The following is a 25,028-nucleotide window of genomic DNA, read 5'->3' on the forward strand; positions in this document are numbered from 1 at the left end:
TCCCGCTAGCGTTCATCCTGAGCCAGGATCAAACTCTCCATTGTATGTTTGTTCTTGACTCACTCAAAGTTTTTTAACGCTTTAGTTTTTCCTTACTTGGTTGTTATATTGTATGTCAATGATCTTCAAATCTTCCGCTTTTTTTACGTCGCTACTTTTCTGTCAGTTTCGCTCCGTATTTGCGAGTGCAAAAGTAATAACTTATTTTTTATTGACCAAATGTTTTTGAAGAAAATTTTAAAGTTTTTTGATAACCTTAATTCCTTTGTTTTTCATTTTGTCAATCTCACTCCTGCTCCCCGTTTTACCGGACTGCAAAGATACGAATCTTTTTAAAACTCACAACTTTTATTTCTGAAAATTAAAAGTTTTTTTTCGATTCGTTTCTTTATTATCTGATGCGTTATATTTATAATCTCATCTCTAATAAAAGTGATTCCTTAATGTTATACGCTTATCTAAAAGCTCTTCTGCGCTTACTGAATATCTCTCGTTTTTCAGTGGGGCAAAAGTAGTATATTATTACCTTACAATCCTAATTTATTTAACATAAAGTTTAATTTTAATTCATATTTAATCTTAACTTGCTGGTTGAGTGGTGGGAAAATTTTAAACTAATGTTTAATCGTAAGTGTTCAGGCTGCAAAGTTCAGGGTTGGGGGTGAAAGTTTAATGTTGAGGGGTTGAAATTGGAGCAAGGGACATCAAGTTTAAAAATGAAGGGTGAAATCCGAGATGGTGAAAGAAACATATTAAATACAGGATGCAGGTTTTTCAGCAAGGAAGCAAAAAATATGTGTGCGGGTTTGAGGGCGTGAGGATTGGAGATGGACATGAGAGATGGTTATTTTGATACGGGAGGCGGGAGGCGAGTTTTAGAATAAGAAACGTGGTACGGGAGGCGGGGTATCGCAGGCTGATAGTAAGGGAGGATTAGGACAAGATGCTGTGGAAAGCATTTTGTTTAAACAAAATAAAGAAGCCTATTTTGCGTGTCGCTCCGATGGAGCTATAATTTTTTGGTGTATTGTTTTTCTACAAAGGTTCAGCTCCGCAGGAGCTGAATTTCGTAATTTCAAATTTCCATTATTTAGGAAGCAAACTAAAGAGGTTGAATATTCGAGATTCAAAATTTGAAAATTGAGATTTAAACTAACGACAAAGAATTTTACTACAAACTTATTTCTTAGCCCTGATCGAAGCATTTGTTTGAGCTCATTTTTTTAGATTTTGGTTTCGGCGGCTTTGCCGCCGAAACCAAAATCTAAAAAATAGCGAGTGCGAAGAGCGGGAAATAGCTCCTGAAAAAAAAATACCCCAGAAAAAATCTGAGGTAAATATAGGTTATAGAAAAATTACTTATTCTCAATGTAAATCATTCTAAGAAAATCACCAAAGGATCTATCAAGTCCGATGATGTCGCCGGATTTTAAGTTAATTCCAGGTTCACCAAAAGTGTTGGAACGAACTTTCAATGATGAAACCTGATAATACTGTGCCGGAGATTCAGCTTTGCCCGAAACTTTAATAGAGGAACCTAATAATTTTTTTGTAGATATTGTATAAACTTCACCCGGAATCGTTTTAATTGTAGTGAAGGAACGAGACGGTAATACAAAATCTTTTTTATTAATGCTAATTGTCTGCGATTTTGATGACGATGAAAATAAATATATCGCATCCGAAGGCTTTGTGTATTCTTCTTTTGTCACATAGTACAATCGCATCTTATAATTTGACGGATTGAATGGTTGTTTTTTTTCGTCTACTGTTTCAAAAGGCTGAAACGCAAAAGCATTGGCTCCAATTTCTTTCGCTTTATTGTAAATTCTGTAAAAAACATCCATGTCATCATTCGAAAATCCCTGAACATCTATTTCTCCCAAATATTCTGCTCCCGAAGTCTGTGGGTCTATTTTTATAAAATATTTGTCTTTATTCTCTTTTGTTTTTTCAACTTTGGTAAGAAAAATATTCTGTGCGCTGATCATTGTTGCAGCGAAACTAAAAATAGTGATGGCAAAAGTTTTAATATTCATTTTATTCTGAAAGTATATTAACGCAATCTTCCAAGCTATTTTCCCAATGTTTTGGTTCAATATTGTAGATTTTCTCAATTTTATCTAAAGACATTGTACTTCTTTTTGGCCTCTTTGCCGGAGTTGGATATTGCTCTGTAGTCAGTGCATTCAACTTTACTGAAGAATTTGAGAATTCAGCAATTTTTTTTGCAAACTCAAACCATGTCGTTTCGGGATAATTTGAAAAGTGGAAAACACCAAATGATTTATTCGGATTTTCAATAATGCTCATAATCGCTTCAGCCAAATCATTCGCATTGGTTGGCTGACCAAACTGATCTGCTACAATTCCCAATTCGTCTTTCTGTGAAAATAAATTCAACATTGTCTTCACGAAATTCTTATTAAACTCGGAATAGAGCCACGATGTTCTCAGAATAATTGTTTTAGGATTATTTTCTAAAGCAAGTTCTTCACCTTTTAGTTTTGAATTACCATAAACGCCAATTGGATTTGTAAAATCGTCTTCGGAGTAGTCTAGATTTGTCTCACCATCAAAAACATAGTCAGTAGAAACATGGATTAATACCGTTTTATATTCTGCGCAAGCCTCAGCCAGATTACCTACGCCTTCAGCATTAACAGCAAAAGCTTTTTCTTCTTCCTTTTCTGCAAGATCTACTGCAGTGTATGCTGATGCATTAATGCAGAAATCAGGTTTCAGATCATAAAAGACGTCATTGATTTGATTCTGATTGGTAATATCTAAAGTTTGTGAATTTGTAAAAGTAAATTCATATTGTGTTTCGAAATCCGGAGCAATTTTCCTGATGCAGTTTCCAAGTTGACCATTCCCTCCTACTACAAGTATTTTTTTCATTTGTTTAAATTATGAATTTTTTGCGTTTTGTGATCTTAAAAATTTAACTCTTGATTGGAAATCTTTCTGTTCCAGATCTACATAGAATTTACCGAACGTTTCTTTTATATCTTCAGGATGAATTTCTGATCTCCTTGTTTTAACATTAAAATAGATTACCGTTACCCAAAGTACCGCATGGATTGTTTTCTCGTCAAGGCTTTTCATGAGAATCTCCACTTTGGCAGTTCTGTCTGCTACTTCAATTGTTTTGCTGCTGATGACAACCTGAGTGTTGTATCTTACTTCCTTAAGGTAAGCAATCTCATTTTGAATTGCGATCCATGTACAACCTGTTTTCTTGGTATATTCTTCGTAAGTAAAACCGTAAAATGTTTCTACGTGATCTTCTCTGGCATTGAACATATAATCCAAATATTTTACATTATTCAGATGCCCGATCGGGTCACAGTCGCTAAACCTAACTTTTACAGTTGTTGATACTTCTTTTTCCATACCGCAAAAATAAAAAAACCACCTCTAAAAGCAGTGGTGGTTTTTATAAATCTTTGTTAATTTCAAAATTACTGAATATTCAGTTCTTTTTTAACAGCTGCAGTCGCATCAGGACCTCCTTTGTAAACAAGACCTTGAGAGTTTGAATCCATAATGTATTCGTAACCGTTTGCTTTAGCAACTTTGTTAACAGCTTCCATTAATTTTTTCTCGATAGGCTCGAACAAAGCATCTTGTTTAGCTGTAGCATCTTTTCTCATCTTCTCTTCCATTTGAGCTAACTCCTGCTGAAGTTTCTGCATTTCTTCACCTCTCGCTTTGTTTTCAGCTTCAGTTTTAGTTTGCGCTTCTTTAGCATAACCTTCATATTTTGCTTGTGCTGCATCAGCTTTTTTCTTTATTTCAGCTTGCTTTCCATTCACGAAAGTTGTAATTTCCGTATCTGCTTTCTTTTTTTCCGGCATTGCATTAAGAATCGCTGCAACATCCATAGTAGCTATTTTTTGAGCTTTCGCCATACCTACAGACGCTACCATCATTACTGCTGCAAATAATACACTTAATTTTTTCATAACGGGTAATAAATAATTAATTTGTTTTTAGATTTTAAATTTAAGTAAAAGTTAAGTACTGAAAAAACTTTTACTATTTTTTATTAGTTTTCTTTTCTTTTTTGTCTCCTTTGTCTCCTGAACCTTTCATCAGCACATCTAACACTTTGTCTGTATAATCATATCTTGGCTGATAAAATACAACATTGTCTTTCGTTTTATCAAGAACAATGCCTAAGCCATTTTTATCTATCACGGTACGCATTGCGGCCCATATCTGATCTTCAAAAGGCTCTACAAGATTTGCTCTCAGTTGATTAATCTCTCCTGTTTTGCCAAATCTTAAGCTTGTCGTTGTCTTAATATTTTTTTCTAAATCTAAAACTTCCTTTTCTCTAAGCTTAAGCTGATCACCAATCAGTAAAACTCGTTCGTTTTCAAACGCTGATTTTTTTTGCTCGTATTCAGACTGTAGTCTCTGGAGATCCTGCTCCCAAGTATCAATCTGGGCATTCAATCTTGCTTCGGCTTCTTTATATTCGGGCATTTTATCTAAGATATACTGAGTATCTATAACCCCAATTTTTTGAGCATTAGTCAAACTAAATAGTAAGGCAACTACAAAAGTGAAAAGTGTTTTAAAATTTTTCATATCATTTATAAAGATTGGTTCATCAAGAAGTGAGTCTTGCTTCCGGAAACATTACCGTCGATTGTTTTATCAAATCCGTAAGCAAAGTCAAACCCGATCAAACCAAACGCTCCCATGTACACTCTTACCCCGATACCAACCGATCTTTTTAGCTGGAAAGGATTGTAGTTGCTCCAGGAGTTCCAAACGTTACCTCCTTCTGCAAAAGTAAGTGCATAAATTTTTGCTGTCTGATTCAATGAGATTGGATATCTTAACTCTAACGTAAATCTGTTATAAATAGTACCTCCTCCTTTTTGAGTAATATCTTCAGCCTGTCCTCCGTACGTAGAAGCATTTTCATAACCTCTTAAAGGAATAAGTTCTCTACCATCGAATCTACCTCCGAAAAGACCTGTCCCCCCAACATAAAATCTTTCAAACGGCGGAGCACCAAGTTCTTTGTTATATCCGTCCATAAAACCCATTTCGGCAGAAGATCTTAAAACAAGTTTCCCAATAACTTCATTGTAAACATCTGCTTTAAATTTAATTTTATAGAATTCCATCCATCTATACTTTTCCGTAGGAGTCATTGTAGAATAATTTTTATTGCTGAACAATGAATACGGTGGCGTAAATTTACCTGAAACTTCAATATTTGAGCCCGTTGTCGGGAAAATAGGATCAATACCCGCAGAGTTTCTGCTTAATCCTATATTTAAACTCAGATTGTTTGCATTACCATAATATTCGGTTGTATTTCCGAATTCGAACGGATAATTGCTGAAATTATATTTCTGGTACTGAATTCCGGTGTATAGCGAGAAATAATCATCCGGCCATTTTAGCCATCGGTTTAAACCAACCGTTGCCGAGAAAATATTTAATCTCTGATCCGGGCCAGACACCTGTCGGTAATTTACTCTGGAGTTATTTAAACTCACAGAAAGCGCCGTAGGTCTAGTACCAAACAGCCATGGTTCTGTGAATGAAATTCCATAGTTCTGGAAGTACTGCCCAGCTTGTGCCTGAATTGATAAAGTCTGTCCATCTCCCTGAGGTACAGGTCTAAAGTCTTTCAATTTCAGAAAGTTCTTCAAGGAGAAATTGTTGAAAGTAAGTCCTAAAGTTCCTATGAAACTGTTACCACCATAACCAGCCTGTAACTGCACCTGAGAAGATCCTTTTTCAACAAGACCCCAGTTTACATTTACTGTATTGTCCTGAGCATTGGGATCAATGTCATATTTAATCTGCTGTGGATCGAAGAAAGACATTGATGCCAGATCAAAATAGGTTCTTTTTATATCGCTTTTTGCAAAAAGATTACCCGGTTTCGTTCTTAAAGCTCTGAGAATTACATGGTCATGGGTCGTTGTATTTCCCTTCCATGTAACTTTATCCCATGTTGCCTGTTCACCTTCGTTAATTCTGATTTCAAGATTAATTTTATCCCCGGCAACAGATTTTTCTACAGGAGTAACATTCGAGAAAAGATAACCGTTATTCATATACATTGACTTAATATCTGAATCGTCTTCTTTTCCTCCGTCTTCCCCAACTTTTTTATTAAATCCTACAGCATCATAGATATCACCTCTTTTGTAACCTAATTTTTTCTCAAGATAATCCGTAGGGTAAACCGTATTACCCGTAAACGTAATATCACCGATATAATATTGCTTACCTTCTTTAAGCTTAACGTTGATTTCGTAATTATTTTTATTGTTTCTCCAAACAGAATCAGATACAATGGCTGCATCCCGATATCCTAAAGAGTTGTAATAATTAATCAGATTTTTCTTATCCTCCTGATATTTTTCTTCAACAAACTTTGAAGATTTAAGGATACCTCCAATACCAAATCTTTTTTGTTTTGTTTCTTTAAAGGCTTTTTTTCTAAGCTTTCTGTCAGTTACATTATCGTTTCCTTCAAACTCAATGTGGCTGATTTTCACTCTTTTTCCTTTATCAACATTAATCGTCCAGTCCACAAGATTAGGATCACTTGCATTTACCTTATCCTGAATACTGATTTTTGCATCAGCAAAACCTTTTTTAATGTAATCTTTAGGAATATTTGTTTTCAAGCTTGAAACAAGATTCTGCGTGATTTTTGTTCCAGGCTTTAAATTATTATCTTTTGCTAATTTCTCGTTTTTAGACTTACCGATACCTTTACCCGTAAATTTCACTTCACCAAGATCTTTCAGGTCCTGAAGATAAAATCTAAGAACAACAGTTTGCCCTTCAATACTTTCTACATAAACTTCAACTTCAGAGAAAGACTGAGAATCCCAAAGCTTCTTGATTGCATTACTAACTTTTTGCCCCGGAATGTCTACAATTTCGCCTTTCGACAGGCCGGTAAACCTGAAGATCTGAGCCGGCGTATATTTTTTTACCCCATCTACAACAATATCTTTCAATGTGTAAGATCCTGTTTGATTTTCTGCAAGAACAGAGGTACTAACCTTTGTGCTGTCCTGAGGAGTTACCTGTCCATAAAAATGTGCAGAAGCCGCAAACATAATGATGGGTAATAATCTAAACTTCATTTTATCGTAATCTTTCTTTTCTTAAAATTTACTGGATTTGAATTTGTTCACCTGTAAGACCATATCTTCTTTCCTTGTTTTGATAATTCACAATACACTGGAAAAAGACATCTTTAGTAAAGTCCGGCCACAGAATATCTAAAAACTGAAGCTCTGCGTAAGCAATCTGCCAGAGAAGAAAATTGCTGATTCTTATTTCGCCACTTGTTCTGATCAACAAATCAACTGGCGGAAAATCTTTAGTGTAAAGATAGTTTTCAAATAATTTTTCATCAATGCTCTCCACATCCACTTTGCCATCTTTTACATCATTGCTGATGTTTTTTACGGCATTCAGTATCTCATCCTGGGAGCCATAGCTTATGGCCAGAACCAAATTTCCTTTTGTGTTTTCTTTTGTGAGATCTACCACTCTCAGTAGCTGATCTTTTACCAAAGATGGTAATTTATCTAAGTTCCCGATTACATGCATCCTTAATCCTTTACTGAAAATCTCATTTGCTTCCAGCAATAGGGTTTCACTAAGTAAAGTCATCAGGGTATTTACTTCATCAGTAGGTCTTTTCCAATTTTCTGAGGAAAATGTATAAAGTGTAAGATAGGGTATATTGATCTCATTACATGCATTAATGGCGTTTCTTACGGCATTAATAGCATTTTTATGACCAAAAGTTCTTTTTTCACCTCTTGATTTTGCCCATCTTCCATTGCCATCCATAATGATAGCGACATGCTGCGGTAAATTCTCAGAATTTATTTGTTCTTTTATCAACGACATATTTTCTTAATCACAATAACAAGGCGGTCTTCCGAAAGAGTAGGTTAATCCTAAACTGAAAGTGTTCAACCAGTCTCTGGAATCACTGTCTCCTACAGTTCTATTCCTAATATATTCAGCTTCTCTTTCCTTAGACACTATATAATAATTGCCTGACTGAAGAAGAGAACCTCCTGTAGCAGGGCTTAATATATCAGAATTATAATTGGAAACAACATCTTTTGCAAGGATCTTACTATGATCTAACTGATCTGTCAAAGTATATCTGAAAGTTGCTTCAGCAAAAATTGCCCAACCATGATTGAACTTATATTTCAGACCTACACCGAAAGGGATTTGCGCAACCGTTTTAGTACCCATTTTATATTGAGTGGTTGTAACAAAGTCTGTCTCGCTAATCGGGGCCTGCGCCACACCATCTGCATTTCTTCTGAAATCGTGTGTAAGAGTAGCTTTCGGAGCGTCAAACATTATGCCTCCGATTCCTCCAAAAATATATGGACTCACCATACTCATCTGTTCATTGTTTACCGGAAAGAAATTATATTCAAAAACCAAACTTGCTTCATAAATATTATTTTTACCGAACGAATTTCTGTTTCTTCTGTACTCTTCTTTTGCTGCTTTATCACTAAACTGCACCTGATTATACCCTAAATCTAATCGGATTGTCTGGTGCGGGTTAAAATTAAATCTGTATAAAATTCCACCATAAAAAGGAAAGCCCCATTCTGAAGCTCTATCCAAATCCAAAGGCTGCTGTAGAATGTAATTGGTTTTTCCTATATCACCAACAAGATTACTCATTCCCAAGCGAATTCCCACCTCATTTCTTTGTGCTTTTATACTTACCACAGTTCCTAAGAGGGTAAGGAAGCTAAACAATAATTTTTTATTCATAAAAGAATATGGATTTATGGTTATTTTAAAAATTAATTTTTGCAAATATAAAACATTTTTATATTAATGATAATCTTAATGTTTAGTTAAAAATAAACAAAAAAATATAATTTGTTATAAAGTAAACGACAAAGTAACAAATTTATTCTTTTTTTAATAGTTTGAGGTGAAATTTATAAATAACAAGCCCCCATTTAATGAGGGCATGTTTATAATTTATCTGTTAAAAATCGCTCTTACTTTATTCCTTATTTTAATCAACAGAGGTTCTTTATAATTTTTATCCTCATCAAAATATCCGTAACCATAGCCGTATCCGTAACCATAGCCGTATCCATAGCCGTACCCTTGTTTTGATACATAATCATTATAAACTAATCCAAGGTGTTTAATTTCGTTATTGTGATACTTTTCTGTAATCATTTTCAGCATGTATTTTTCTGTATATTCATGACGAACAACATATAGATTGGCATCAGAATGCTTCATCAACTCGTAAGAATCTGCAACCAAACCAACCGGCGGAGAATCAATAATGATAAAATCATACATCTTTTTCAGCTCTTCTATAAACCTGACGTTTTTGTCACTCATCAAAAGTTCGGACGGATTTGGGGGTATTGGCCCTGAAGTCGCTACATCAAGGTTAGGAATTTTCGTTTTATTAATAATCTGGTCAATTGTTGCCTCTCCGGTAAGGTGGTTTGAAATCCCCAGCTTATTATCAATATTGAAGTCACCAAAAATCTTTGGTTTTCTTAAATCCATTCCCAACAATATTGTTTTTTTATCACTTAACCCTAAAACCGAAGCTAAGTTAATTGAAATATAGGTTTTCCCTTCTCCACCGACTGAAGATGTAATGAGAATAACCTTACTGGTTTCATCTTCACCAGATAAAAACCTCACATTAGCCCTGATTCCTCTAAAAGCTTCAGAAACGGATGATTTTGGAGAATCTAAAACAGTGAGCATGTTGTCTGCATTATTGTTTCCTATAACTCCTAATAGTGGTATTCTTGTTGCACTGATCAGCTCTTTAATATTCCTTATTTTACTGTCAAACAGACTGCCTAAAAGAATTAAAGTAAAAGGCAAAGCAAAAAAAACGCCTACAATTGCCATCTTGGTTCCTTTTACGTTTGGCCCGATTGGTCCTTGACCCAGATTTTTTGCAGGGTCAATCACGCTGATGTCAGATTGGTTTGTGGCCAATCTCATCTGGCTTTCATTTTGTCTTGCAAGCAGACTGTTGTAGGTTGCTTCAATCATATTATACCCCCTTTCTGCATCAAGATATTTTCTCTGTTTTTCAGGGAAAGAAGTCAGATCAGAACTCGCCTCTCGAATCTGCTGATCTATTTTATTCAATTCTGTTGTATAAACCGTATAAACATTTCTTAAAGATCCCGAAGAATTTGTTTTTGCTTCACTTATCAGCCTGTTAATTTCTCTGATTGGTTCTGAATTAGGAGTATAAATAGATGACAATTCTCTTTTTTTGAGATAAAGTGCTTTTAGTTCAGAAACCGAAGCCGTAAAAAGGCCATCATCAAATCCTGCAGCCGATGGACTAATCATCTTATCGAAATTCTGCGAATCTACAGTGTTTCTGATCGCACTTAGAGAGTTCATCTTACTAAGAATATCAGCTTTTTTAGTCTCTAAATCTTTTATTTTTTGCAATGATTTTTCATCCCTGTTTGTAATATCATACAGTTCTTCTGAAACTTTAAGATAATTAAGATAAGCAGCACTGGAGTCTAATTTCTTTCTGATATCTGCCAAACTTCCTTTTAAATATTCTTGCGTGTTTTTATCAATTGTATTTTTATCTATAAACCTCTTTTTCTGCAGCTCTGCAACAGATTTGTTGAGAAAACTTACGGTACCGTTCAGGCTATATCCTGACTTGGAAATAATCATTATGGTATTGATCTCTTTATCGAAATCAACTCCAATTGTCGATACAATTCCGTTTACAGTATTGTTAACCGTAGAAAGATTAATGATAATATTCTGCAGTTTTATAGGAGGAGAAACCGGGTTTGAAACTAATTTGAATCTTAAATTCGGAGATGTATACCATTCATTAACCTTTATAATTTTATTTGCTGGTTTTTTATATGGTTCAACATTCTGAAATCCCTCAAGATCATAAGAATAAAGATTCGTTGATTGACCTTCATCAGGAAGACTTACTTCAAAAGAATTATTTCCTTTTGGTATTAAAGTAATAGGATAATCTACCTGCTGTAAATGTTTTTTATCAATTTCTAAAAACACCGGAGAATCATCTTTGTCTAAATACGTTGATTTTATTGCCCCTTTTGTTTGATAATTGACAAATAAGTTGAGTTCCTTTACCAAAAATTCATTGTGCGATCTTGACAAAAGCATTTTTTTAAGGTAAACACCATCCTGATTACCTCCTTGCCCCCAAATGAAATTGATAGACTGATTGGGTGTAAAATAACTGGAAGCATTTGATGAAATACTTAAAGATAGATTAGAGGAATAAATATTTTGTGCATAATACTTACCATAAAACCATGAAACTACATACCCGATTGACAACATCAGTACAAACCAGTACCAATATTTTAGAAGTTTTCGTAAAAAATGCTCAACATCGAATAAAGCGAATGACCCATACTTTTCTTTCTGCGGTTCATTTTTACCCACTACCGTCTCTTTTCCTGGAATCATAATTAAAGATTTTTAATAAGCAGATAAATTGATAATGCCGTTGTAATTACAGAAACTCCACTTACAAGTGTCTGTATAGGATCTTTTCCGAATCCGTTAAGTGCTCTTCTTTGTGTAGTAAGAAGAATCTCATCTCCATTTTGCACATAAAAGTAAGGTGAGTTCATCACATCTTCTCTTGTAAGATCGATTTGGGCTTTTTTTATACCTTCAGGAAACTTCCTGTATACCACAATATTTTTACGATCTATTGTTCTGTTCAGACCACCGTTTATAGAAATCGCTTCTGTGAGTGTCAGAATATTTTTGTGAGCTACTTTTTCACCGGTAAGGCCAGTGCTTTCGATATCTCCAAGAATATAATAAGTAATTCCATTTGTATTAAGTCTTACCTCTGCTTTACCTTCCTGAAAGTTTTCGTTTACCCTTTCCTGTATTTCTGCACTAACTTCTTCAATTGTTCTTCCTTCTGCTTTAATATAGCCTATTCCTAATACATGGATATCACCTTTGCTATCCACTCTTAATCCGTTGAAATAAAAAATTCTGTTTCCTCCCGGAGTGCTATTCCCTGTTGTACCGCCACCTGTCATAGAATTAAGAGCTCCACCAGCACTCATCCCTCCAGAAGTATTTAGAGATGAATAAAATTGTGCTGCATCACCTTTTGGAGTGGTGACAATATTAAGGTTTAACATATCATTTTTTGTAATTCTGTAAACCGGTACGTTGTAAGGGATTAATCCTTCTTCGTTGATGACCAGACTTTCGCTGGGCTGCATGTATCTCACATCTTTTGTCGTGATACAAGATGTCAGCAAAAAAGGTGTCAGTATAAAAAAAAGGTACTTAAATATTTTCATCGTGATAATTGTAGTTGCAAAAATAGAAATTTAATTATTAGTTTTAATTTTATTATTCTTAAGCATGAAAATGAAATCCGGAATGTAAGCTCCCAAAAAGCCTAAAAACAATACTATAAAAAGCAGAAGATTAACATTCGTATGTCTTAAAAAATAGGTAACTGTAACTATCGCAAGGTAATATGTTATAATATAAAAACTAGATCTCCTGTGCGTAAGATCAAGCTTTAAAAGCTTGTGGTGAATATGATTTTTATCTGCTTCGAAGGGTGATTTTTTGTTCCAAAGCCTTACAATAATAACGTTCAGGGTATCTACAATCGGAAGTATAAGAATAGCAACAGCAATTACCGGTGCAGATTCCAGATGATAACTTGGTATTGAAAACAGCTTTTTATCTATAAAAATATCAATGAAGCAAATGCAGGTAAATGCCAGTAAGAAGCCCAACAGCATTGAGCCGGTATCTCCCATAAAAATTTTTGTCGCCCGGTAATTTGACATATTATAATACAAAAATGCGAGTACAGACCCAATAAGGACAACAGATAAGATAACCAGAGGATAATTGTATTCCCCCAAACGATAATAGCTGATTCCGAAAAGGGCGCTGCAGATTAAAGAATACCCTCCTGCAAGACCATCAATACCATCAATAAGATTAAAGGCATTGATAAGAATAATGAAGGTGATTACCGTAACAAAAACGCTGATCCAGTAATGAACTTCATAAACTCCGAAAATTCCAAATAAATTTCTTATTCTCACATCAGATCCAACGACAATCAGAACAGAAACAACGACTTGTGCAACCAGCTTCTTGTAAGCTCTCATAACCACAATATCATCCATGATCCCGACATACAGGAGGATAATTAATGAAGCAAATAAGAATTTATACAGATCAAAAATCTCATACGCAAATATAGAAGTGCAAATTCCTATAGAATAAAATATAGCTATCCCACCAAGATTGGGAATTTTTCTGAGATGCGAGCTTCTTACGCCCGGTTCATCCATCAGGTTTTTACGTTTCGAGATTTTAATGATGGTGGGAATAGAGAAAAAAGTTATCAGAAAAGAGGACAAGAAACCCAAGCCCACTTTTATATAAAAAATAGAAATCCCTGTTTCATTTAAGAACAATTCAAAATTTTTCATCCTTTTCTTTTATCGTTCTTTGCATTCTATGAGGCGAGAAGCAAAGCTTAAAAAAGATCGAAACTTCAAAAAATAATTTCGAAATCCCGAAATTTCATGTGTTTTTACATCAGTTTTCTTATCAGCTTTTTTTGTTTAGCAAAGAAGAGCAGATAAAATATCATTTTTTTCAGTGGCAAAGATAGAATATAATTCTTACCAAAACGATTGTAACTCAATATATCTTTAATTTTAACACCTCTTTTTTTTACAAATCTGTCAAGTTCATGAGCCATTTTATAAAACAGAGTTTCATTTTTTACAAAAGCAAGATAAGCCAGATAACTGTATACTCCCTGTAAAACCTGAAATCCCAAAAGTTCTTTTTTCTTTGAAAAATAAGAGGAAGATTCGAAAGCTTCTTCCACGTCTTCAACTGCTTTCAGAATATCTAAACCTCTTTCGTTATGGGTTTTTGTAATGGAATCTGTTCTTTCGAGATACTGATAATGGAATTTTTGTGTCTGAGCTAAAGTTTTGCATTCAAGCAAAAGCTGGGGAATAAGCTGAATATCTTCAAAGTGTACTCCTTTTTTGAACCTCTTAGTGGTAAAAAGTTCTTTTCTGAACAATTTATTGCAGGCAAAATAACTTAGATCTGAAAAAACAGAAAAATTACTTTCAAGGTCTATTTTCTCGGGCATGTTCGGAATCTGAGTTAGTTTTTGGGTTATACTTCCATGTTCATCAACTTTCTGAATATTACAGATCACCATTTCGGCATCATGTCTTTCAGCAAGACTCAGCATTTCTTCAAACATGGTTTCCGAGACATAATCGTCACTGTCTACAAAACCAAAAAAATCTCCACATGCTCTTTCAATCCCAAAATTTCTGGCGTCACTTAAACCTCCGTTCTCTTTGGTTAAAGCTTTGATTTTTGCAGGATATTTCTCAGAATATTGCCGAATGATTTCCGCAGATCGGTCGGTACTTCCGTCATCAACCACCACAATCTCAATATTCTGTAAGGTCTGCGACAGTAAAGAATCAAGACATTTCGGCAAGTAATTTTCAACATTGTAAACCGGAACAATGACAGAAACTTTTGAGGGAACGTTTTTCATCGTTTAGTTTTTTGTAAAACGCGGACTTAGCCAGCCTTTTTTGGCCTCATCAAAATCCTTTCTCGAACACGGAATGCAATTTTCTATATCATCATCATCGCCGAAGTACCAAAGATTGCTGAAGGTATCACGCTTAAATGCATACTGCCGATCTTCAATCAAAACATAAAACATTTCATACTTTCTTTCTTTTGGATGAGAATGCTGTATATTGATTCCTTCAATCAGATACCAGATCATTTGTGCTAATAGCTGATGATTAAGCTGATTTTCAGAATAAATATTATAATTAAAAATCCCTACCGATTTAAGATTTTCACTTAAACCAATTTCCTTCATATAAGCGCAGATTTCTCTCCTGTTTAAACCATTCACTTGCGGATTCATCGAAAAAGCATCGCCAAAACTTTCAATCGCATCGCAGTTTACCGTTACCAAATCGGCTTTTCTGAAAAACGGCTCGGTTTTTTCCGTGGAATTCATCATTTCTGCAAGACGTACAATATCAAACTCAACTTCTTTGATGAGCTTTACAGAATCATTTTCATTAAGATGTTTCTGATAGCCTAAATGATGATAATTTTTAATAGAGAAATTTTTAGAGCCTAAAATTTTACTTAAAAAAGTATGTTCGTTGATGATTTCACCCTGTTTTAGAGAAATAACATTACTGATTTGAGTATAATTAATATTTTTCTGATGAAAATTTAATCCTGAAAATAAAGAAAAAGCAAAATCATTTGAACCGCCGACAATCACAGGGATGGCTCTTTTGTAATGACAAGCCGACAAAACTTCCTGCAAAATATAATGAGAATCCTGCACCGATTTCCCGGAAACCAAATCTCCTAAATCCACTATCGGGATTTCGAAATCTAACTGTGAAAGTTTATAAAACTCTTTTCTGATGGCGGTAAAATCCTGTACTTCTGCATCGCCATTGGCTCCTCTATAATCGGAAACGAACAGCAAAACAATACTATCTTCTTTTATTTCCTTCGTAATTTTATTTCCGATTTGCCAATCTTCTGTTCTGAAATTTCTGGGTGAAATAATAAAATCTTCAAAATTCATGCGCTCAAAATACTTATTAAAGCTCAAAAATATTAAAATAAATCTGAGTTCACTGTATGAAACTATTTAAAATTATTTAAACGCTAAGTTCACAAAGTAAATTTAATGTAGTGAAAACAAATCCGTTCGCAAAGGCGTTCCACTCAGCGAAGATTCTTATATGTTATTTGCTGAGCGGAGCGCCGTTGTAAACGTAAAAAATTAAATTTCAAATTCATTAAACCTTGCGAACTTAGCATTAAGGTGTATTTAAATTAAAACCATCAACAAAAATCGTGATGGTTTAAACAAAATCTATATGAAGTTAAAAAACTAGCAGTTGAGAATTTCAAAAACAAAAGTTGTAGAAGTTCCAAATGTTCCGCCTTGTGTGGCTCCGAACAAGAATTTAGGGATTTTTCCATCTTTATCAAACAAAATCATAGGTCTCTCTAATCTTCCGAAGCGTTTTAAATGTTTGGGAGGTTCAGCCTCGGTGATGTATTGTTTTAAATCTAAATAAGCAACTGTTGGTTTCGTCCATTTTACTCCGTCTTTCGTTGTCAAATGCAAACCATATTCGTGATTATAAAATCCCATATCTCTTGCAATCATGTGAAATTTCCCCTTCTCATTCCAGACAAAAGCATCTTCAAGCTGTGCATTATTCGGCATATCAGAAAAATCGATTACCGGGTTTTCTGAAGCTTTTACGTAAGGACCTTCAGGTTTTAAGGCTTTTGCCAAACCATACTTTCGATTTCCACGGACTGTACCTTTTTGATTGGCGTATTCTTCGGTATTCCATGATTTGTAGAAGAGCCAGCATTTTCCGTCATTTCCTTTTACAAAAGCTGGATTGGTTGTACAGTGATCGTCCCACGAACCTTCTTTGCCTGGAAGAAGAAGTGGATGATCTGGTCTTTTCCATCCTCCATCAATACTTTTTGAAACAGCCAGCCCAATTCTTTTGGTATTGGTTTTCCCATTAGAATTTCCCATAAAAAACAGATAATATAGATCATCTACTTTTTTAATTAGTGGATTATGACAAGTTGTTGCATCCCAAAAACCTTCCCCTCTTGGCGAAAGAACAACTTGCTTATGTTCAAATCGATCGAATGGCGAATTGGCTTCTGCTCGACAAATTTCCGAACCATTAAGCCATCCCCCCATTCCTTTTTCTTTTTTCCATCGGGAATAAAAAAGATGAACCTTTCCGTCATCACCCCAAATCGGAGAAGAGCACCAGATGTAATAACCTTCAAGCTCTAATGACCGGCCAATTGGCTTTAGCTTAAAATAAGGTTTTTCCGACAAATCAAATGATGTTGTAAACGATGAGCCCAAAAACATGGCAGCAATCCCAAAAGCTGACATTTGAAGAAATTCTTTTCGTGTAAAATTTTTGGATACGTTCATAGCATTAATTTGAATCTAAATTAATGACAATCTACTGGTTGGGTATCCTGAGGTTTCGGGGTTCTATAAATTTTTTAACAACTAAATTGAGCTTTAAGTTATTCTGAGTACACAAGACGAAAATCTTTATTTACAATTGCGCTTCTATTAAGGTTTTTCCCAAAATAAATCAGGGTTACTGAGTTTATAAAAAACCAGCTTGGCATTGATATCTTTATATAAAATCTCTTTCTTTTGTTGAGCTTGCTCAAATTCATCTGAAGTAAGTAAATCAACATAAATAATTTCTTTCCCTTTTTTTAATGTTTCAGCATCATATTCGCTCATTAAAGGGGTTTGTAAACGGTAGAGATTTTTTGCCATGTAGTTATAAAGATAACCTTCTTTCGTTTGCATAAGCTCTCTATTCCAATTAGCGTCAGCGTTTAAAACTAAAGGCTCGTTTTTGATCAGCTTTTTTCTTACTTCTTCCACTCCAAGCAGATTTCCCTTATCATCCATAACATAGGCATTAAAAGTAGGGTCCATCCAAATCCATTTATTCAAATCTTTACTAAAAACCATATTAATGACATGAGAATCATTGTCATTTTTATCTTTCACCATACAAGTAACAGCGCGAGATTGAATTCCCATAGCAAGATAGCATTCATTCAAAGTTATTGCAAGCATTCTACAATTTACTCCCCGGTTTTTTGCTTTGCATACTTTTATTAAATCAACTGCATTTTGCGATGCAGGGTTACTGCTATTACCATCATGTCTTATGAGATTATGAAGCCAATGCATTAAATTAAAAATTTGAGACAATTCATTACCTTTTCCAGCAATCGAGTCTAGTTTCAATTCTTTTCTAATTTTTTGCAATTCAATATTTTCAGAAGACTGATAAGTAAATTTTGGTGTATAGCTATTATCCGAATAATTATATTTTCCACTTCTTTTTAAAACATCTAATTTGGATGGTTGATATTTAATCTGGGTTCTTGCAGAATCTTTCCCATTCAATAAAATAATAAAATCATAGTTTTTTTGAGGTTCGACTTTGAAAGTAATGGAATCAATATCAGTATAGAAAGTAACTTTTTTACCGGAAGTGGTATAAACATCCAATTTTTCTTGCGGAACAATATTCCAGGCTTTTTTATACAGTTTATTATCCTCCCTAATATCAACAATGGGTGAAGTTGCTCTGATAACCGGCAGCTTTTTTTGAGAAAATAAATTTTGGCTGATGCAGCTAAGTAAGATTAGTACTAAAATTTTTGTTTTCATATATTATATTCTATTGAGTAGACAATTCTATTTTCATTTTTGTTACATTAAATCTCATTATATGTATTGTTCTCAATATACTGTAAGCAAGTGTTCAATCAGGATAGACTAAAATTTAAAATCCAACCATATTTATTACTAATTGATGAGGTACAACAAAACAAAAAGCCCTTTTGAAAATTTCAAAAGGGCTTTATATGAGTTTACAAAACTATTATTTCTTTGCTGCCGGTTTTTTCGCAACTATTTTCTTAGCAGTAGTCGTCTTTTTTGCTGTGGTTTTCTTCGCAGCAGGTTTTTTCTTTTCTGCAAAAGCTTTCGGATCCTGTGCGGTGATCCACTTTTTAACCTCATCTAAAGAGATTTCTTTTAAATCATCGCTTTCGTATTTGGTATCGTCTTTTTTCTTTGGAATTTTATAAATATTTTTTCCGTGTTTTACGATGGGACCCCATCTTGCATTTTCAATTGAGATTTTTTCAGCTTCCCATTGCTGGATGTAACGGTTGGCTTCCTTCTCTAATTTAGCTTCCACCAGTTCGTTAATGTCGCTTTGAGAAAGGTTTTCGAAATTGTATTTTTTCGGAACATTGATGAAAATACTTTTGTACTTAATAAAAGGACCAAATCTACCTGTCCCTTTCGTAATCGGTTCGCCCTTATAATTTGCAATCGGAGCATCAGCTCTTTTTTTCTCATTAATGATTTCTTCCGCACGACTTTGATCAACAGAAAGTGGATCTTCACCTTTCGGAATACTGATATAAGTCTCACCCCATTTCACATAAGGACCGAATCTTCCGACACCAACAGAAACCGGTTGTCCGTCAACTTCTTTCAGGTCAAAAGGAAGTTTAAACAGTTCCAAAGCTTCTTCCAGAGTAATCGTCGCAATATTTTGTCCCGTCATTAGTGACGCGAAAGTTGGTTTTTCTTCATCATCCGTTTCTCCAATCTGGATCATCGCACCAAATCTTCCGATTCTTGCGTGAACATTCTTCCCGGTTTTCGGATCAACACCCAAAAGTCTTTCTCCGGTTGCACGGTCTGCATTTTCTTCTACATCTTCAATTCTCGGATGGAATTTTGAATAGAAGTCGGTCATCATTTCTTTCCATTTCTGACCTCCGTTTGCAATTTCATCAAAACCTTCCTCCACTCTTGCCGTAAAACCAAAATCGAGAATTTCACTGAAATTATCTGTAAGAAAATCGTTGACTACTTCACCGATATCCGTCGGAACGAACTTATTTTTGTCGCCCCCGAATTTTTCATCCAGAACTTCTTTTTTAATCTTATCTTTCACCAGAGACATCTTTACCACTTCTCTTGTCTGTGGTTCAATTTCTCTTTTATCAACATATTCACGGTTCTGAATCGTCTGAATCGTTGGTGCATAAGTCGACGGACGACCAATTCCCAGCTCTTCAAGTTTTCTTACCAAACCAGCTTCCGTGTATCTTGCGCTTGGTCTTGTGAATTTTTCTGTTGCGGTAATTTTTTTATAGTCTAAAACTTCGCCTACTTTTACTTTTGGCAATAGTTTCTCGTTGTTTTCTTCATCATCCTCTTCTGTTTTTACGATTCCGTAAGCTTTAAGGAAACCGTCAAAAATGATAACTTCCCCCTGCGCTTCAAAATGCTGAGGAAGTTTTGCATCGCCGATTTCAATGACCGTTTTCTCGATTTTAGCATTTGCCATCTGAGAAGCCAGTGTTCTTCTGTAAATTAATTGATATAACTTGCTCAACTGTGCATCTCCAATTGATTTAACAGAGAAGTCTGTCGGGCGGATGGCTTCGTGAGCTTCCTGTGCAGAAGAAGATTTTGTGGTATAATTTCTAGGAGAAGAATATTCTGCTCCGTATTCTGAAATAATCTGGTTTTTTGCGCCTTCGATAGCTTCCTGAGAAAGGTTTACCGAGTCTGTTCTCATGTAAGTAATGTACCCTTCTTCATATAATCTCTGAGCAAGACGCATCGTATTGGTCACATTGTAACCTAATCTTGAAGAAGCTTCCTGCTGCAATGTTGAGGTAGTAAATGGTGCAGATGCAGAACGGCTTCCCGGTTTTGTTTCTACATTTAAAACTTTAAATTCTGCAGTTTTCGCTAATTCCAGAAAGCTTTCGGCTTCCTGTTCTTTATCGAAATCTTTTTTAAGTTTTGCAGCAATTTCCTGAGAAGCATTATTCAGAAAAATTCCGTCAACTTTGAAACTTGCTTTTGGAGTAAACTCACGGATTTCTTTTTCTCTTTCTACAACTAATCTTACCGCCACCGACTGCACTCTTCCGGCAGATAATCCCGGCTTTACTTTTTTCCAAAGGACAGGAGACATTTCGAAACCTACGATTCTGTCTAAAACTCGTCTCGCCTGTTGGGCGTTTACTAAGTTCTGATCAATATCTCTCGGATTGTCGATTGCTTTCAGAATTGCATTTTTGGTAATTTCGTGGAAAACAATTCTTTTTCTGTTTTCAGGTTTCAGTTTTAGTTCTTCTGCCAAATGCCATGCAATCGCTTCTCCTTCGCGGTCTTCATCGGAAGCGAGCCAAACCATTTCGGCTTTTTTCACAGAAGCTTTAAGTTCTGTTACCAGTTTTTTCTTGTCGGCAGAAACTTCGTAATCAGGGCTGAATGTCGCCAAGTCAATTCCCATTCCTTTTTTAGGAAGATCCCGGATATGACCGAAACTGGATTTCACTTCAAAATCCTTTCCTAAATATTTCTGAATAGTTTTTGCTTTTGCCGGGGACTCAACGATTACTAAATTTTTCGACATACTGAAAATTTTTGCAAAAGTAAAGCTTTTTTATTAGATGGGCTTGCCAAATCATTTTAATTAGCAATTCTGACTAAGTTTTCAGAGAAATTTAATAATTTCTGCAACACTGAAAGTATGCTCTACGTAAGTCATTAAAGGATTTGATTTTAAATAAAATAGATACTGTCTCTCATTAAATTTGATATTTTGAGTTTATAAAGACAAAAAAAAGAACAGCTACGAATATCTGTTCTTTAAAAATGTAATGAGTTAAAAATTTATTTTTTGATGATCTTTACTACTGTTTCAGAATTATTTATTCTTACAAGATAAACTCCGCCCACTAAACTGGAAACATCGGTCAGATTATTCTCAAATTTACCTGACTTTACCAACTGTCCGGCTGCATTGTAAATCTGGAAAAAATAATCTCTATTTTCGGTTGCCTTGATATAGAGCAAATCTTTCACAGGATTAGGAAAAAGAACGATTTTGTTTTCTATTGCTTTAAGTTGCAATTGATTTTCGGTAAAGATATTAGAAGCTTTGATAACCGAACCCGGCGTAACAGGAATTGCAGGAATAGGGCCTTCTTCAATTCCGTTCTGGTTATGTTTTACTTTAACACAGCGACACGCCATTCCGAAGTAAGGATCATTATTATCATGAAATGCAATGAAACGGTTAGGATTAGAAGCAGAATCAAATAAAATATTAATCGCTCTTCCGATATAGTTGGAGTTCAATGCAGCAGTCCAGACTCCTGAATATTGAAAGTTGTTTACATTATATGTACCAACAGGGGTCTGATTTGCCACAACACTTCGGAAACCACGTGATCCTGAATTCGGATAATTGCCTACATTATAGGCAGGATTGCTAAATAAATATCCTAAACTTGCATTTCCTGAATTTTTCACAGGTGTACCAAGATAATCTGTAACCATATTATAGCTTGTTGCTACATTTTTATCTTTTTTATACCATGGTGACAAGCCGAAATCTTTATTGCTAACAATTGCTACATCTGTGAGATCAGGAATTCTCCATCCTTCCGGACAAGGATCGAAAGGTGATTTTTCTCCACCTCTCCCCCATCTGTCTATTGCCACATTCGGTTCGTTCAACAACCAGTCTGTACCATTCGTGTAATTCGAAACAACATTATTATAAGGTGCAAAACTGCTCGGAATCATATATACTAAAGGATTTCTCACGGAATAGGAAAGAACTTTGGCTACTTTTTCGTTAATCTTATCACTTACTAAAACATTTGCATTTGAGGAGTTTGTATACGTATCATATGGGATTATATAATTTCCCGACGTATCATTATAAGTTGCAGCAGGTAAAGTAGTATAAGCCACCGCTCCATTTTGATTAACGTTTCCTAAAAATATATTGTAAGAAGATCTGTCGGCATACTGAAAAGAAGGAATAGGATCTTTTCTTCCCCATTGATACTGCAAACCTGTAGATGCTCTGATTTTCGAATATTCTTCAACTGTAGGAGAAAGCGGATTAACAACTAAGGGGAAAGCATCAGTTGCACCAAGATTCCTATCCATAAACTCGGTTTTCAGAATACTTCCTTTTGGAACATAGTTAATATAATTGGTTGCAACAGTATTGGGTGTTTCCGTAGCATAAATTTCAGAGCCAATATCTGTGTCGGTAACCCAAATATGCCACGACCAATAAACAGGGTTTGCTATACTTCCGTTATGAAGAGTTACGACTGCATTTCCACTTTGATTAGCTGCTAAATTAATTAAGATTTTAGTGTCTGCTAATGCCACTAAGGAAGCCGGTGAGGGATTTACTATGTTTACACTGTTTATCAGATTTGTATTTGTTGCCCATAAAACATTTGACTTCAAATTATTGAAACTTGAGGGATTTAAAATAGAAGGATTATTTAAAAGCTGGCTTTGTACAGAAAATGCTTTAGTCACCGGGATCTCAACTGTTGAAACGGCAGTACTTTTCACCACCTGATAAGTATTCGGATTACTCAGGCCTACTGTATATTCAGAAACCGGTGCAAAATATTCTGTCGGAAAATCATAATTATTAAGTGAAAATAAAGGGTCTTTTATACATCGGCAAGCATTTGCATCTGAAGTTTTTGCAGTACCCAACGGTCTGTACCAGTATCTACCTTTAATCGAAGAATATGAAGGATCAGGAATATCTGGCTGGTCTTTATCGGGTACCATAAACAACATACGTGCTTCTACAGCCGGCGTTGTATCGTAAAAACGTGTCATGGTAGCTGTCCACAAGCCTACATGATGCTGATCGGTATATTGGCCGCCGTGCGCATTAATTGCAATCTGGCCGGTTCCCGGAAATATTCCCATATTATTTCCACCGACATTAGACAGGTCGAAACCTATATTTGTAAATAACTTCATACCCGTCATAAAAGAAGGAACGTTGTTATCGGTTGGCTTTAAAATATAATAACCATTAGATTCGAAAGTGTTTTTACCTAAATTGGTTCTTACACCAAAGGGAGAAAAATCTACCCTGATATTATCTACATAATTTCCCGAAGCCTGATTTGCCACCAACATTGAAGGTAGTCTCCATCCGTTAGGACAAGGATCAAATGATGACTTATTTCTGTAGGGAGCAGTGCTTGCATCGCTGGTATAATCGGAGTTCAGCCTGCCTTTTGCATTGTCTGACCATAGATTAAGCTCAGTCAACCTGTTATTAGGGAGAGCAAGAGTAGACCCGAACCAATTAACCATAAGATTAGGATTATTAAAGTAATATGCCGGTCCGGAATTGTCATCTTTGTTTACGTAAATAAGACTTAGCGGATTTTTGACAGAAAGTTGAATGTTATTATCCACAGTAGCATTAGAGAACAAAACAAATTTTCTAAGATTATCAAAGTTAATGGCATTTGTAAAGTTTTTCGCCCCTCTGTGACGCACTCTTCCAATTGAGCCGGAAACTTCATAAAAATCGTTTCCTCTAAGGACTAAGGTGGGTATAGGATCTTTTCTACCCCATTGATACAACAAACCGCCATTATTATTCCAGTCATCAGCGGTAATAGAATTGTTTAATGCACCTAAGTTTCTATCCATCCACTGCCATTCCGCATCAGGAATAACTTCAATAGTCCCATCTATTTTCTCTCTTTTAACAGCCGGAAAGCTCTTATAAGAAGAACCATTTGTAGGATCATCGGTCACCCATATATGCCAAGACCAGTAAATTTCACCATTTACTCTGAAAGCAATTACAGCATTACCTTCCTGGCTTTTATTAACGGGAACTTTTATCTTAGCATTTTTACCTGTACCTATGATTTCTAAGCTATAATTTGCACCCGACTTTATGAGTCCATGATGATCTTCCCATAAAACATCTGCTGTAATCTGACCATTAGGAATAGTGGAATAACCAAGAAACTTATAACCTTCCCACATCGCAAACGCTTTTCTGACAGGAATATAAAGTCCCTCATTATTCAGAGAAGGATCAAAAAGATAGCTATTGGGAGCTTTCATCCAATCTTTTGCAGCCACACGGGCTGCAATATTATTATCTAAATCGCGTTCTAAAGTATCTTTTCTTGTATTAAATTCAGATAATTCATTCTTTAATTGTAAAGAACTTTTAGCATAACCATCTACAGACAGCAAACAAAATGCTGCCGCAATACTGTAAAAGTATTTCTTTTTCATAGCAATAAATTTGTGAGTTGAGCTTATTTCATTTATTCAAAAACACCATCATTAATATAAAATAACAACATATAAATGCAATATTTTAAACAATAAATAATGATATTTAAGTATTAATGAAAATTTTGCACCAAATAATTCTATGAGC

General features: G+C 35.0%; 17 protein-coding genes. All 17 read right to left on the reverse strand.

Features of this window, described 5'->3' with window-relative positions; genetic code table 11:
• Positions 1 to 1,355: 1,355 nt before the first annotated feature.
• Positions 1,356 to 2,039, reverse strand: a complete 684-nt coding sequence (locus ACR1PN_RS03820) for a hypothetical protein (RefSeq protein ID WP_433978947.1) — start codon at positions 2,037 to 2,039, stop codon at positions 1,356 to 1,358.
• 1 nt (position 2,040) lies between these two features.
• On the reverse strand, positions 2,041 to 2,901 hold the full coding sequence (rfbD, locus tag ACR1PN_RS03825) for a dTDP-4-dehydrorhamnose reductase (RefSeq protein ID WP_433978948.1): 861 nt from the start codon (positions 2,899 to 2,901) through the stop codon (positions 2,041 to 2,043).
• A gap of 9 nt (positions 2,902 to 2,910) precedes the next feature.
• Complete coding sequence (locus ACR1PN_RS03830) at positions 2,911 to 3,396, reverse strand: acyl-CoA thioesterase (RefSeq protein ID WP_378178925.1); 486 nt, start codon at positions 3,394 to 3,396, stop codon at positions 2,911 to 2,913.
• 68 nt (positions 3,397 to 3,464) lie between these two features.
• Positions 3,465 to 3,968, reverse strand: coding sequence for an OmpH family outer membrane protein (locus ACR1PN_RS03835; protein ID WP_378178928.1), 504 nt, complete (start codon positions 3,966 to 3,968; stop codon positions 3,465 to 3,467).
• Between the two features lie 73 nt (positions 3,969 to 4,041).
• Positions 4,042 to 4,599, reverse strand: a complete 558-nt coding sequence (locus ACR1PN_RS03840) for an OmpH family outer membrane protein (RefSeq protein ID WP_433978949.1) — start codon at positions 4,597 to 4,599, stop codon at positions 4,042 to 4,044.
• A gap of 5 nt (positions 4,600 to 4,604) precedes the next feature.
• Positions 4,605 to 7,139 carry an outer membrane protein assembly factor BamA gene (gene bamA, locus ACR1PN_RS03845; RefSeq protein ID WP_378178934.1) on the reverse strand — a complete coding sequence of 845 codons (2,535 nt, stop codon included), beginning with the start codon at positions 7,137 to 7,139 and terminating at the stop codon, positions 4,605 to 4,607.
• A 28-nt stretch (positions 7,140 to 7,167) separates the two neighbouring features.
• The gene (locus ACR1PN_RS03850; protein WP_378178937.1) at positions 7,168 to 7,917 is read right to left on the reverse strand and encodes an isoprenyl transferase; all 750 of its coding nucleotides are present in this window, start codon (positions 7,915 to 7,917) and stop codon (positions 7,168 to 7,170) included.
• A 6-nt stretch (positions 7,918 to 7,923) separates the two neighbouring features.
• Positions 7,924 to 8,817 carry a DUF6089 family protein gene (locus ACR1PN_RS03855; protein ID WP_433978950.1) on the reverse strand — a complete coding sequence of 298 codons (894 nt, stop codon included), beginning with the start codon at positions 8,815 to 8,817 and terminating at the stop codon, positions 7,924 to 7,926.
• 216 nt (positions 8,818 to 9,033) lie between these two features.
• Positions 9,034 to 11,526 carry a polysaccharide biosynthesis tyrosine autokinase gene (locus ACR1PN_RS03860; protein ID WP_433978951.1) on the reverse strand — a complete coding sequence of 831 codons (2,493 nt, stop codon included), beginning with the start codon at positions 11,524 to 11,526 and terminating at the stop codon, positions 9,034 to 9,036.
• A 2-nt stretch (positions 11,527 to 11,528) separates the two neighbouring features.
• Positions 11,529 to 12,389, reverse strand: coding sequence for a polysaccharide biosynthesis/export family protein (locus ACR1PN_RS03865; protein ID WP_433978952.1), 861 nt, complete (start codon positions 12,387 to 12,389; stop codon positions 11,529 to 11,531).
• Positions 12,390 to 12,419: 30 nt separating this feature from the next.
• Positions 12,420 to 13,550, reverse strand: coding sequence for a glycosyltransferase family 4 protein (locus tag ACR1PN_RS03870; protein ID WP_433978953.1), 1,131 nt, complete (start codon positions 13,548 to 13,550; stop codon positions 12,420 to 12,422).
• Between the two features lie 104 nt (positions 13,551 to 13,654).
• Positions 13,655 to 14,656 carry a glycosyltransferase family 2 protein gene (locus ACR1PN_RS03875; RefSeq protein WP_433978954.1) on the reverse strand — a complete coding sequence of 334 codons (1,002 nt, stop codon included), beginning with the start codon at positions 14,654 to 14,656 and terminating at the stop codon, positions 13,655 to 13,657.
• A 3-nt stretch (positions 14,657 to 14,659) separates the two neighbouring features.
• Positions 14,660 to 15,730 (reverse strand): formimidoylglutamase, encoded by a 1,071-nt coding sequence (locus ACR1PN_RS03880; protein ID WP_378178954.1) that lies wholly within the window; start codon positions 15,728 to 15,730, stop codon positions 14,660 to 14,662.
• Between the two features lie 312 nt (positions 15,731 to 16,042).
• Complete coding sequence (locus ACR1PN_RS03885) at positions 16,043 to 17,131, reverse strand: glycoside hydrolase family protein (RefSeq protein ID WP_433978955.1); 1,089 nt, start codon at positions 17,129 to 17,131, stop codon at positions 16,043 to 16,045.
• A gap of 147 nt (positions 17,132 to 17,278) precedes the next feature.
• Positions 17,279 to 18,406, reverse strand: coding sequence for a transglutaminase-like domain-containing protein (locus ACR1PN_RS03890; protein WP_433978956.1), 1,128 nt, complete (start codon positions 18,404 to 18,406; stop codon positions 17,279 to 17,281).
• Positions 18,407 to 18,620: 214 nt separating this feature from the next.
• Positions 18,621 to 21,191, reverse strand: a complete 2,571-nt coding sequence (topA, locus tag ACR1PN_RS03895) for a type I DNA topoisomerase (RefSeq protein ID WP_433978957.1) — start codon at positions 21,189 to 21,191, stop codon at positions 18,621 to 18,623.
• A gap of 260 nt (positions 21,192 to 21,451) precedes the next feature.
• Complete coding sequence (locus tag ACR1PN_RS03900) at positions 21,452 to 24,880, reverse strand: T9SS type A sorting domain-containing protein (protein WP_433978958.1); 3,429 nt, start codon at positions 24,878 to 24,880, stop codon at positions 21,452 to 21,454.
• Positions 24,881 to 25,028: the final 148 nt, after the last annotated feature.

The sequence above is a fragment of the Chryseobacterium sp. RLHN22 genome, from assembly GCF_051011795.1.
Taxonomy (GTDB): domain Bacteria; phylum Bacteroidota; class Bacteroidia; order Flavobacteriales; family Weeksellaceae; genus Chryseobacterium; species Chryseobacterium zhengzhouense.

Excerpts from the sequence above, each read along its gene's own strand:
- ACR1PN_RS03865 (WP_433978952.1), bottom strand. The coding sequence starts at position 12,389 with ATGAAAATATTTAAGTACCTTTTTTTTATACTGACACCTTTTTTGCTG.
- ACR1PN_RS03900 (WP_433978958.1), bottom strand. The coding sequence starts at position 24,880 with ATGAAAAAGAAATACTTTTACAGTATTGCGGCAGCATTTTGTTTGCTG.
- ACR1PN_RS03840 (WP_433978949.1), bottom strand. The coding sequence starts at position 4,599 with ATGAAAAATTTTAAAACACTTTTCACTTTTGTAGTTGCCTTACTATTT.
- ACR1PN_RS03835 (WP_378178928.1), bottom strand. The coding sequence starts at position 3,968 with ATGAAAAAATTAAGTGTATTATTTGCAGCAGTAATGATGGTAGCGTCT.
- ACR1PN_RS03860 (WP_433978951.1), bottom strand. The coding sequence starts at position 11,526 with ATGATTCCAGGAAAAGAGACGGTAGTGGGTAAAAATGAACCGCAGAAA.
- ACR1PN_RS03890 (WP_433978956.1), bottom strand. The coding sequence starts at position 18,406 with ATGAAAACAAAAATTTTAGTACTAATCTTACTTAGCTGCATCAGCCAA.
- ACR1PN_RS03850 (WP_378178937.1), bottom strand. The coding sequence starts at position 7,917 with ATGTCGTTGATAAAAGAACAAATAAATTCTGAGAATTTACCGCAGCAT.
- ACR1PN_RS03880 (WP_378178954.1), bottom strand. The coding sequence starts at position 15,730 with ATGAATTTTGAAGATTTTATTATTTCACCCAGAAATTTCAGAACAGAA.
- ACR1PN_RS03875 (WP_433978954.1), bottom strand. The coding sequence starts at position 14,656 with ATGAAAAACGTTCCCTCAAAAGTTTCTGTCATTGTTCCGGTTTACAAT.
- topA (WP_433978957.1), bottom strand. The coding sequence starts at position 21,191 with ATGTCGAAAAATTTAGTAATCGTTGAGTCCCCGGCAAAAGCAAAAACT.
- ACR1PN_RS03855 (WP_433978950.1), bottom strand. The coding sequence starts at position 8,817 with ATGAATAAAAAATTATTGTTTAGCTTCCTTACCCTCTTAGGAACTGTG.
- ACR1PN_RS03885 (WP_433978955.1), bottom strand. The coding sequence starts at position 17,131 with ATGAACGTATCCAAAAATTTTACACGAAAAGAATTTCTTCAAATGTCA.
- bamA (WP_378178934.1), bottom strand. The coding sequence starts at position 7,139 with ATGAAGTTTAGATTATTACCCATCATTATGTTTGCGGCTTCTGCACAT.
- ACR1PN_RS03870 (WP_433978953.1), bottom strand. The coding sequence starts at position 13,550 with ATGAAAAATTTTGAATTGTTCTTAAATGAAACAGGGATTTCTATTTTT.
- ACR1PN_RS03820 (WP_433978947.1), bottom strand. The coding sequence starts at position 2,039 with ATGAATATTAAAACTTTTGCCATCACTATTTTTAGTTTCGCTGCAACA.
- ACR1PN_RS03830 (WP_378178925.1), bottom strand. The coding sequence starts at position 3,396 with ATGGAAAAAGAAGTATCAACAACTGTAAAAGTTAGGTTTAGCGACTGT.
- rfbD (WP_433978948.1), bottom strand. The coding sequence starts at position 2,901 with ATGAAAAAAATACTTGTAGTAGGAGGGAATGGTCAACTTGGAAACTGC.